This window comes from Gemmatimonas sp., from assembly GCF_046594945.1.
Classification (GTDB): Bacteria; Gemmatimonadota; Gemmatimonadetes; order Gemmatimonadales; family Gemmatimonadaceae; genus Gemmatimonas.
In genome coordinates this window covers 1-11,592 of record NZ_JBKJRB010000096.1, presented here as the reverse complement: position 1 = coordinate 11,592, position 11,592 = coordinate 1, and the positions used below count along the sequence as shown (strand labels likewise).

The 11,592-nt window shown below is 65.0% G+C and carries 9 protein-coding genes; all 9 read right to left on the bottom strand.

What is annotated here, in order from left to right; translation table 11 throughout:
• Positions 1-65: 65 nt before the first annotated feature.
• A complete protein-coding gene (locus tag ACLL97_RS11450; protein WP_411280607.1) occupies positions 66-1,553 on the bottom strand; it encodes a tetratricopeptide repeat protein in 1,488 nt (495 codons plus the stop codon).
• Positions 1,554-1,706: 153 nt separating this feature from the next.
• Entirely contained in the window at positions 1,707-2,852 is a 1,146-nt protein-coding gene (locus ACLL97_RS11445) for a threonine synthase (protein ID WP_411280606.1), read from the bottom strand.
• Positions 2,849-4,804 carry an excinuclease ABC subunit UvrC gene (gene uvrC, locus ACLL97_RS11440; RefSeq protein ID WP_411280605.1) on the bottom strand — a complete coding sequence of 652 codons (1,956 nt, stop codon included), beginning with the start codon at positions 4,802-4,804 and terminating at the stop codon, positions 2,849-2,851. The genes ACLL97_RS11445 and uvrC overlap by 4 nt, the downstream gene beginning before the upstream one ends.
• Positions 4,801-6,375 (bottom strand): murein biosynthesis integral membrane protein MurJ, encoded by a 1,575-nt coding sequence (murJ, locus tag ACLL97_RS11435; protein WP_411280604.1) that lies wholly within the window; start codon positions 6,373-6,375, stop codon positions 4,801-4,803. The genes uvrC and murJ overlap by 4 nt, the downstream gene beginning before the upstream one ends.
• A complete protein-coding gene (bshC, locus tag ACLL97_RS11430) occupies positions 6,372-7,988 on the bottom strand; it encodes a bacillithiol biosynthesis protein BshC (protein WP_411280603.1) in 1,617 nt (538 codons plus the stop codon). The genes murJ and bshC overlap by 4 nt, the downstream gene beginning before the upstream one ends.
• 9 nt (positions 7,989-7,997) lie before the next feature.
• A complete protein-coding gene (locus ACLL97_RS11425; protein WP_411280602.1) occupies positions 7,998-8,462 on the bottom strand; it encodes a 23S rRNA (pseudouridine(1915)-N(3))-methyltransferase RlmH in 465 nt (154 codons plus the stop codon).
• Positions 8,463-8,506: 44 nt separating this feature from the next.
• Positions 8,507-9,817 (bottom strand): Glu/Leu/Phe/Val family dehydrogenase, encoded by a 1,311-nt coding sequence (locus tag ACLL97_RS11420; protein WP_411280601.1) that lies wholly within the window; start codon positions 9,815-9,817, stop codon positions 8,507-8,509.
• A gap of 24 nt (positions 9,818-9,841) precedes the next feature.
• Positions 9,842-10,936 carry a tetraacyldisaccharide 4'-kinase gene (locus ACLL97_RS11415; RefSeq protein ID WP_411280600.1) on the bottom strand — a complete coding sequence of 365 codons (1,095 nt, stop codon included), beginning with the start codon at positions 10,934-10,936 and terminating at the stop codon, positions 9,842-9,844.
• A gap of 4 nt (positions 10,937-10,940) precedes the next feature.
• A partial coding sequence (locus ACLL97_RS11410) for a lysophospholipid acyltransferase family protein (RefSeq protein WP_411280599.1) occupies positions 10,941-11,592 on the bottom strand: 652 nt, incomplete at its 5' end.

Here is an 11,592-nt window from a genome sequence, read left to right as displayed (position 1 = left end):
AGCGCTGCCACCCACGTGACAAAATATACGAACTGTGAGGTCCGAAGTCAATTTAGAACATGGACTTACTTGAGGGGCGCGTAGCGATACGCGACGGCTTTCGGCGCCTCGAGTTTCACCGAGAAGGTCGTGTTCCCACCAGCATCCACCGGTCCGATCGCTACGTCCTTGCTCGCGACCACGGCGCCCGCTGCGTCGAGGAGCTCGAGCTTCATCGTCCAGGATGCCGTGACGCTACCTTCGTTATTGACGGTGCCCTGGACGGTATAGGCATTCCCCGACTTCTGGGCGAGCGTCATGTCGACCCGCGGATTCGTTTTGGTCTGCCTATCGAGGTAGAACAACACCGAATCGTTGGCTGCCTTCTTTTTGGTGGGATCGGATTCCGCCCGCGCGCGGAGCTGCCAGAGCGCGGCGATGAGGCGGTAGGCCCGGTCGAAGTTGGGATCGATTTCCGCCAACCGCGTAACCACCGGCGCCATGCGAGCGGCGTCCTTCAGCGTGAGCAACACGTTGGCGTAATTCGTCAGCGCCACCCGATGGTACGGATTCTTCTTGAGTCCGTTCTCGAAGAGCTTGGACGCGTCGGCGTCGTGGCCCGTCGCGGCAGCGTTCGAGGCGGCCTCGAACAGTTGGTCAGCCGTGAACTTGTCCGGCGCGTTGAGCATGTCGGCGAAGATCGCCGTGACCGCCGCCGTGTCACCCGACAGACGAACTGCCCGACCCAGCGCCTGCGCCGCGTTGGCGTCCCCCGGCGTGTCCTTCAGATATGCCTCCAACAGCGCACGAGCAGCCTTGATCTCGGCGTCCCTCTTTTCGCCTGCCGCGTCCGCCTCGGCACGGGTCAACGACATGACCGCCAGATTATAGCGGCTCTGCTGCTTGACCTTGGCGTACAGCGTGTCGGAGCCCGAGAGCGCAATCACCTTCTCCATCGCGATCATCGCACTATCCATCTTGTTCTGCTTCTGATAGACGGACGACAGCACGTTCCACGGACGCGGATCGGAACCCGCGACCTGCAGCGAGAGGGTCGCGAAGTACGCCGCCGAGTCGTTCTGCTCTGCGCCCATGGCGGCGATCGACTTGTTCAGGATCTCGCCGAAGAACTGTTCACGATACGGGCGCACTTTGTCCGTGCATTGCGGCAACATCGACTCGACGGCCGTCGCCGCCGAATCGAGGGCGAGGAGCAGGTTCTGAGAGCCGGCCGGATTCTGCGTAAAACCAACGTCGCCCCGCTTCATCACGTAGCTCGCGTCCTCGCGTTGAAGCCACTGCGCGTAGGCGCGCACCAGCATCCACTGACGACCGGCGTCGTTCTTGATCTTCGACGGGTCGTCGGTGAGCACACGAATCGCGTTCCGCAGGTGCTTGGGCACCTCATCAGCGCGCTTCGCGGCCGCGGCGGCGATGACGTACTGCTTCGCGCCATTCACCTGAAACGGGCTGCTGTCGTTGATCTCGCACGCGCCCTGCGCAACCGCCGCCGCCGGCATTCCCGCGCTCAGCACCGTCGCGCTCACCACTGCTGTCCACATCCGAGCCTTCATCACTGCTCTCCTCGTAAGTGCCATGATAGCTACTGCGTTGTTATACCCCGACGGGCGCACAGGTTCGCGCGGCGCCTCTTCGCGCCTTCAGTCCAGCGCAATTCGTCCCACCGAACACTGAAACGCCACTCGAGTGATAGGCGAGCGGCGCAATTACGCGCGGTACGACGCACCACTGCCCGTATTAAACACCACGACTTCGGCGTCGGCCGAGAGTGTGCCCGCCGTCACCGCATCACGCAGTACCGACAGTGCACAGCCGCCCTCTGGCGCGGCATCGATGCCCGTCGCCATGGCCAAGCGAAGCGTCCACTCGCGAATTGCCTCTTCGGTGGCCGTATCGGCGATTCCATCGGTTTCGCGCAGCACGCGCAGCAGGAGCCGATCCCCAAGCGGAGACGGCACACGCAGTCCGCTGGCGTACGTCACGGGATCGACCCAGGGCGTGGCGCGATCCTCGTTGGCGGCAAAGGCTCGCGCAATCGGTGCACATCCCGCGGCTTGGGCCACCACGTACCGCGGCTGTTTCGCGCCGTCGGGCAACCATCCGCTGGCCATGAGCTCGTTGATGGCTTTCCAGATCCCGATCGTCCCTTCCCCTCCGCCGGTCGGATACACCAGCGCGTCGGGCAGTCGCCAGCCGAGCTGTTCGGCCATTTCGAAGCCCATCGTTTTCATGCCTTCAACGCGATACGGCTCGCGCAACGTCGAGACGTTGAAATACCCGGATTCCGCCGCGTAGGCGATTGCCAGCTTGCCAGCATCACCAATGTGCCCGTCGATTCGTACGAGCGTCGCACCCATCGCCTCGATCGTGTCGAGAATCGGGCGCGGCGTGGTACGCGGCGCAAACACGCGCACGGGCATGCCAGCGGCGGCGCCGTAGGCGGCGAGGGCGGCACCGGCGTTCCCTGCCGTCGGTACCACGAGGCCGGGGTAGCCTTGCGCTTTGGCGCGGGTCACGGCGGCGCTCATTCCGCGTGCCTTGAACGACACGGTCGGATTCTGTGACTCGTCTTTGATCCAGAGACGGCGAACACCGGTCGCCGCGGCCAGCGCCGGCGCATCGATCATCGGCGTCAGCCCCTCGCCAAGGGACACCGGGACTTCCCCGGTCTCCAGCGGCATGAACGGCGCATAGCGCCAGGCATCCCACCGGTCGAGGAGTGGTGTTCCCTTCGGCACTGGCGCGTAGTACGCGAAAAGGGGTTGTCCGCACGATGCGCACACGGAGGCGCGATCGCGCGCCGCCGCCATGTCGCACGCGGAACAGCGCAGAGTCCAAGACGCAGCAGTCATTCGGGAGTCGAGTCGAGAGGAACGTCAGAAGTCGGAACGATGGGAATCTCCGACGGAGGTACACGGGATGGAACGCCCAGCGCCGAGAGCAGCCGTTGAGCGGAGGCCGGGCCGAAGCCCGGGACCGCGGCAATCTGCTCGACGGTCGCCTCTCGAACGCCCTGCACGCTGCCGAAGGACGTAAGCAGGGCACGCCGCTTGCCGGGGCCGACGCCGGGAATCTTCAGCAGCTCCGACGTGATCGTACGCGCCGCGCGCTTCTGTCGCTGAAATGTGACGGCGAACCGATGGGCTTCGTCGCGCGCCTGTTGCAGCATGCGAAGCGCCGGCGAGCGACGTGGCAGTCGCACGGGATCGCTACGGCCAGGAAGGAAGATCTCTTCCTCTCGCTTGGCGAGGCTGATCAACCCGATCGATGTGATGCCCAACGCATCGAGCGCGGCGCGTGCGGCACCGAGCTGACCCTTGCCGCCGTCGATCACGGCGAGATCGGGTAGCATTAGCTCTTCGGTCACGCGACGCGTGAAATAGCGCGTGACGACTTCGTGCATCGATTTGAAGTCATCGTTGCCTTCAAAAATCGCAATCTTGAACTTGCGATACTCGGCGCGCTTCGGCCGTCCATTTTCAAACCAGACCGCGCTCGCCACGACGTCGGTGCCGTGCGCGTGCGAGATGTCGAAGCAGATCAGTGAACGCGGCAAGCGCGGCAAGCCCAGCTCTCGCTGCAACTCGTACACCGGATCGGCGGCGCGTTCATCAGCTTCCAGCGCCGCCAGCTTGAACTCTTCGAGCAAATGCTGCGCGTTCTTGTCGGCGAGATCCACCAGCGCTCGACGCGGACCGCGTTGCGGGATGCGGATCGTGGTGCCGCTGAGCGACGCGGCCAGTGACTCGCGATCTTCGAAGTCGAACGGCACGAGCAAATCCGCCGCGCGTGCTTCGGCGGTGCGATACCACTGCGCGAGACAGGCGCCGAGCACTGCGCCATCCTCCTCGTCGTCCGCATGCTCCACGAGACGGTGGTCGCGCGCCAGCAACTTCCCGCCCCGGATACGCATGATGACGACACACGCGTCTGCCCCGTCGCGGGCGTAGCCAACGACGTCGCGGTCGCCCCCCTCGACCTCGAGCACGACTGTCGGTTCCTCCATTTTCTCGAGATGTCGCAACGCATCGCGCAGCTCACCCGCGCGCTCGAAATCAAGACGCGCCGATGCGTCGAGCATCCGTTCCCGCACGTGGCGCACGACATCGCTCGTGCGTCCGTCGAGAAACCACACCACTTCGTCGATCATCGCGCGATAGTCGTCGGTGGTCTGATATCCCACGCACGGCGCCTGGCAGCGTTTGATGAAGTAATCGAGGCACGGCCGTTCCGGCGCTTCCTTCGGCAGGTTGTAGTGGCACGACCGAACGGTGAAGATCCGTTTGACGACGTTCATGGCCCGTCGCATCGAGCCGACGTCGGTGTACGGTCCGAAGTAGCGAGCGCCATCGTCCTGCAGTCGGCGCGTCACGATCACGCGCGGAAATGGCTCCTGTACCGTGACCTTGATGTACGGATACGATTTGTCGTCCCGCAGCGCAATGTTGAAGCGCGGATGATACTCCTTGATCAGCGTCGCTTCGAGAATCAACGCATGCGATTCGTTCGGCACCACGATCGTGTCGAGATCCCGGACCTTTCGCATCAACCCGCGCGTTTTCGGACTGCTCAAGTGATCCTGCGCCCAGTAGCTCTTGACTCGAGAGCGCAAACGCTTAGCCTTGCCGACGTACAGCACCTGCCCTTCGGCGTCCTTCCAGAGATAGACGCCGGGCGATTCGGGAAGATGCGGCAGCTTCTGCGCAACGCCTGTCGGCATGCCGCGCGCAATCGCCGCGCTGGTCCAATCGTCCTCGGGCACCAGCAATGCGTCGCTGAGCCGCTGCTCGTGGTCCGCGCTCATGCACCCACCTTGCGCACCGGTCGCCGGAGCCATCGCGCGGCTTCAGCCGAACCCATGGTCCATGCCACCAAGAGATACGTCGCACCGAAGGCGCTCAGCACCGGTATGCCGGCAAGTCGCGGGTGCATGGTGGGAAACCAGTGAGACTGCACAGATCGCAAGAGCGTGCCCACCACGGCGGCGACGAATGCTGCGAACACGATGCGTCGTGTACCGCTCCACATCGTCGCCGTGTACAACGCGCCGAGCCGGCGCCGCAATCCACTGGCAAGTATCGCCAGATTGACGTACGACCCAACCGCCGATCCGAGGGCGATGCCAGCCGCCGCTACGGAGAGTGATCGCAGCGGCACGGCAACGCTCACCGACACGATCACCGATACCACGATACTCGCCATCGAGGCGCGAAGCGGAGTGCGATAGTCCTGAAGGGCATAGTACGCCGACCCGAGCAGCTTGACCGACCCGAAGCTCACGAGGCCGATGGCGTACGCTGCCAGGATCCAGTGCACTGACGTCTGCTCCGCCACACCGAACCGTCCGGCACGGTAGAGAATACCGACACAGTAGTCACCGAGCGTGATGAACACCACGGCGCTGGGTACGATGTAAAACAGGATGCGCTGCCAACCACCGCGCACCCGTTCCAACAGGGCCTCCATGGCCATGGCACCGGAATCACGCGACAGGTCGGGCAGCGCGGCGGCCGCGACCGAGACGCCGAACAGCGATACAGGCAAGAGCGCCAGGGTGTTCGCGTACCCGATGTTGGCGACGGCCCCCGAGGGCAGAAACGAGGCGATGTACAGATCGACGAATGACGAAATCTGAACGACACCGAGCGCAGTAACCACCGGCAGCACATTGCGCAGCATGGGCATCACACCCTCGGCCGCACGATCGAGGGTGGGTCGAAGCGGGCCGGCGAGACGAAGCACTTCCGGAGCCTGCGCACCGATCTGCAGGACCGCACCCCCGAGCGTAGCCCAGGCAAGCCAGTACGAGAGTGTAGCCGTGTCGGCGGCGTGCGGCCCGCCGATGAGGAGCAGCGCGATCTGGGCAAGCGACCAGATCGCAGCGCTGGCGTAGGACCAGAAGAAGCGTCGATGCGAATTCTGAATGCCGAGGCACCAGCCACTCAGCACCATCAGGCCGGTCATGGGAAACATCACGCGCGTCAGCCGCGTGGTGAGCTCTCGTGTCGTGTCATCGAACCCCCCCGCCAGCACGCGTGTCAACAGCGGCGCCGCCAGAATCCCGATCAGCGTCAGTATTGACGTTGCCGCCAGGAGCAGTCCGAGCACCGCGTTCGACAACGCGCGCGCGGCGCGCGGATCGTCGCGCGACAGCAGCCGGCTGTAGATCGGTACGAACGCCGCCGAGAGCGTGCCCTCTCCCAGCAAGTTGCGCACGGCATTGGGAATCTTGAACGCGGCACCGTAGGCGTCGGCTGCCGGTCCCGCGCCAAAGTAGTACGCAAACGCGGTTTGTCGCAGCAACCCGACGACACGACTGATCAGGATGCCCGCCCCGACGACGAAGGCGGAGCGTCCGCCCCCGGCGTCACTCATGAATCGGCGCGAGTTCCGTGCACGAGCGCGTGCGCGTGCGATAGCGAGGCCGATCGAAGGCGCGTCAGGAGCCCGACGCCGAATCGCGCGAGATACGGCAGCAGATTGAGCACCCGCTCCGGCGACGAACCCATCGGTCGCAGTGATGCGCGCACATACGCGAGCTCGCGCATCGCATCGACTTCGTTGCGCTTGACGCCCCCCAGTACGCGGTGCTCGAACTTGTCGATTCGGTGCGTCAGGTCGCGCGCGAGTCCCGCAACCACGTCGTGTGTGACGGGAGACCCGGCGCCATCGACACTGTCGCGCAGCGCGCGGAGCTGCGCATCGATCGCGACTCGCAACCGTTCCAGAGTGTCGCTGATTCCGTCGTCCATCAGCCGCTGCGCTACCTGCTGCTCGGCGGCGTGAGGATCGCGCAGCGTCTCTTCGGAGAGGCCGAGCCGATCGAGCGCGCGGTAGGCGTCGTCGTCGAGGACTTCGCCGGCCCAACGCGGCGAAACGATCGGCGCCGGCGCGCCCAGCGCCGACGCGATCGGTGCGACTTGTGCGAAATACGCCAACTCCCCGGGGCCAGCGACGTAGGTCAGTGTGGGCAGCAACGACCGCTCCAGCACCGGGCGTAGCAGGACATTGGCACCAAGTGTCCCGACCTCGGCTTCACGAGCCACCGTGGCCGCGTCCGCCACAGGAACACGAACTCGAACGCGCTGAACCGCGTCGGCCTTCGACACGAGCGCCGTGAGGAACACCAACGACAATCCGTCGACTCCGTCCACCTGCGGCGCGTAGCCGGCCGCCACGATGGCCTGCGTTCGAGCCGAGAGTGCTTCGGAGACGCTCGCCGCTGCGGTGAGCGCACGGCGAAGAAAGGGATCGGAGGCTGCCCGGAACGCCGGATGCGCCGCATCGAGGACCGCAATGCCGAGCGGCTCGAGGAGGGCCCGGAGCAGTTGGACGTATGCGGCGCCGACGGTGGCGTGGGGAACGTACGCCGCGTCGACGGCGTCGAGCACGCTCGAGTGGGCGGCCGATCCGCAAGCCGCGGCGAGTGTCGCACGGGCGGCACTCAGGTCGCCAAGTGGCACGTCGGCCATCGCGATCCCTTCGGTCGGTTCTCCAACGAGAGATAAGGTCTGGAGGCCACGGGTTGTTGCAACATGCGTAACGGCCGCTTCCATCCAATCAGCGTCGTCACTGGCCGCCCAGAATACAGGCGCCACCGGCATATCGAGCGCCGCCGACAGTTCGTCGGCGAGAGACAGCGCACTCAGCGCCTTGGTCCACGTATACGCCGGACCGCCGAACAGTCCGGGCTGTTGACCCGTCGTCACGACGACGCCTCGCGCCGCCGCCTGCGCGAGCCGGTCGGCCGCCGCTCCCGTTGCCGCGAAGGCCGGCGCGAGCGTCGTGAGCCAATCGAATCCCTCCAGCGAGGCTCGCACCTGAAGCGCATGCGCGCGCCACGCCGCGGGCGACGACGGCCGATGGGAATACCACTCCCCACCGACGTCGCCGCGCTGCACCGCCTGCGAAAGCGTGCTGCCGCCCAGCTGGGCCGTACGTATGATCACGCCGTCTACCGACATCGGAACTGGCTCACGGACACTCACGCCCTCTGCTCACTTGTGGTACGGTTCGCCTCGAATGATGGTGCCCGCTCGGTACAATTGCTCCGAGAGCACCAGCCGCGCTACCTCATGCGGCAACGTCCATGGGGCCAACGACAATCGACGGACCGATCGCCCGCGGACGGCCTCACCGAGACCGTGTGCACCGCCGATCACAAACGCTACGCTGCGAGCATGCTCACGGAGCTCCTGCAGCCACGCCGCGAACCGGGGCGAATCCATCGAATCCCCGCCTGGATCGCAGGCAACGACCTGCGCATCGGATGGAATACGCTCAGCCAGTCGCTCGGCCTCGCGATCCATCACCAGCGCCGGGGTCAGCCCACGTCCAGATTCTTCCTTGACTTCGATGACATCGAGCGGCCAATAGCGCGTCGCCCGCGTTTCGTAGTCCCGAATGGCATCGGCCAGCCCCGCGTGGCGGGGCCGGCCGATTACCAGCAGCGAGATCCGCATGGCTCCGGATCCGGCGCCGCCTCACCGATCATGCGGAGCTGCAGTCACGCGTAGATGCCGCGGAGGCGGTGCACGGTGGCCACGCGGCTGATCGACAACATGTACGCGGCCGTGCGCATGTTCACGCGATGTTGCTTCGATAGCGACAAGACATCCTGGAAGCTGCGGGTCATGATGCCGCCCAGTCGCTCGTTCACGTCGGCCTCGGACCAGAAGTAGCCCATGCGATCCTGCACCCACTCGAAGTACGACACCGTCACGCCACCCGCGTTGGCGAGAATGTCGGGAATCACGAAGATTCCCTTCTCGTCGAGAATCGGATCAGCGGCGGCCGTGGTGGGTCCGTTGGCGCCCTCGCAGATCACCTTGGCGCGAATGCGCGCGGCATTCTTGGTCGTGATGACGTTTTCCAGTGCCGCCGGCACCAGCACGTCCACATCGAGCGTGAGCAACGTATCGGCATCGATCATGTCGGCGCCCGTGAAGCCTTCGAGCGAGCGATGCTTCTCCACGTATGCGATCGCGGCGTCGACATCGATACCTTTCGCGTTGTAGAACGAACCGGCGCGGTCGCCGATGCCGACGATCTTGCACCCTTCCGCTGCCATCAGCTTGGCCGCCGTCGAACCGACGTTGCCGAAGCCCTGCACCGCCACCGTCGCCCCCTTCATCGGCAGGCCGAGGTGTTCGAGTGCCTCGCGGGTCACCAGCATGCAGCCACGACCTGTGGCTTCACGGCGACCGTACGAGCCACCCATTTCAATCGGCTTCCCGGTCACGACGGCATTCTCGGTGCGACCGACGTGCATCGAATAGGTATCCATCACCCACGCCATCACGCGCTCATTGGTATTCACATCCGGCGCGGGGACGTCGGTGTCGGGCCCCAACAACGAAATAATGCCCTTGGTATAGCGGCGCGTCACGCGCTCGAGTTCGCCAACGCTCATCGTGAGCGGATCGCAGATCACGCCTCCCTTGGCACCGCCGAAGGGCAGATTCACCACGGCGCACTTCCACGTCATCCACGCGGCGAGCGCCTTCACTTCTTCGAGCGTGACCTTCATGTCGAAGCGAATGCCACCCTTGGCCGGCCCCCGCGACGTGTTGTACAGCACGCGGTAGCCGGTGAACACTTCCACGTCCCCATTGTCGAGCTGTACGGGGACCGAAACGATGAGCTGCTTTTCGGGATTACGAAGAATCTTGTAGATGCCAGGCTCGAGATCGAGCAGCTCGGCGGCACGGTCGAAGCGGGACATCATCGCTTCGAACGGATTTTCTTCGTTGAGAAACCTGTCCTTGTCCGGTCGGACGATACTGTCCGTCGGCAGGCGGAGGAGGTCGATAGCCATTTCGCCAGGTATTTTAGGCCGGACTCAGCCGGCGGTGGGAGTGATGGCCCTGCGCGCCGCCAATACGTGGGCTACTGCCTGATCCAGTATCTCGGCGCCTTGCTCGACCACCACAGTCAGGGAAACATACCAAAGAGCGGCCCCGGCGCGAGGCCACAGCGGTACCAGTTTGACGGCATCTTTGAGGGTGCAGAGCACCACTGCTGACGGATCGGCCCGTGCCACGATGTCCGACAGGTCGCCGGTCGCGAAGTTATGATGGTCCGGATACACGGCGTGATGTTGGACCACGGCTCCTGCCGCCTCCATCTGGAGACGAAACGCGTCGGGATCCGCGATGGCGCTCACCAGGACAAGCGTTCGTCCGCGAAGCCAGGTCGGATCGTGCTGGAGCCCGCGCGGCGACCCCTGGCCGAGGCCAATTGTCTCGGCCAGCCGAATGGTCCCCGGCACTAGTCGTATTTGTGCGATAGGCACGGCCGGCGCCGCCGAGCGAATGGCCGCCCGCAACATTTGCACTTGCTCAGGCGGGGCCGCCTTGACGGTGATCACCGCGACGGACGCCCGGTTCAGGCTGTCGAGCGGTTCCCGATACGGACCGCTCGGCAGCAGCCGGACCGGCTCCTGCCACGCATCAGCACTCACCAACACCACATCGATGACCCGTGACAGCTGACGATGCTGGAACGCATCATCGAGCACGGCGCAGTCGCACTGTTTACCTCGAGCCGTGACAAGTCCCACGGCACGCTCGGGTGCGACGATCACGGGAACACCGGGTGTCAGCAGTCCATGAACGCGCCACTCATCGTCGCCGTAGCCACGCAACACCAGCGCTGGCGATGCACCGCCCGCTTGCAATCGCGAGACAAACCACGAGGCGATGGGCGTCTTCCCGGTGCCACCCACGGTGAGATTGCCAACCGAGAGTACCGGCAACGCCGACACGGGGAGCGCGCCAGCGCGCACCCGCACGTCGAATACCGCATTGCGACGCGCCACGATCACACGGAACAACCAACTCAGCGGCATGAGGGCCATGCGTACCAGACGCGCGCCGACCGATGAAGAGGTCCAGACGTACGACACGAACGCGCGACTGCCGGTCCCGATGCTCATTGTGTCACGCGCTCGTCGGCGCTTTCGACAGCGTCTCCACACGAACGACCGCATCGCGCATCCGCTGGGCGAACTCCTCGGTACGCGCGGCGACGGCACGCCCATCGGGACCCTCCAGCATGACCGGCACGCCGTACTCGATCGTCACCCGTGCGAACGGTTTCGGAATTTCGAATCCGTCCCAGCTGCGCAACTGCCACGTGCGATCCACATGCGCAACCAGTGTCACGATCGGCGCGCCCGCCCGATGCGCCAGCACGAGCGCGCCGGCGGCAAAGCTGTAGCGTGGTCCTCGTGGACCATCGGGCGTAATCGCCATATCGGCGCCACGTTTGAGCACTTGCACCGCTTCAAGCAGCGCGCGGGTGCCACCGCGAGACGACGAACCGCGTACGCCAAAGAAGCCGAACGCACCGACGATGCGCGCGATGATCTCGCCATCTTTGTGCTCACTGATCATCACGCCGGTCGGCTGTCGATGCGCCCAGAGGATCGGCAGCATCTGTCCATGCCAGAGCGTGAAGACGACTCGCGGCGCCTCCGGCGTACGATCGAGCAGCGCGTGTCGGCCATGCACCTTCACGCGCCACGTGGCCCCAAGCGCGTACAACACCCAGGTGCCGACCGTGATGGCGATTCGCGTGCGCCAGTCGAAT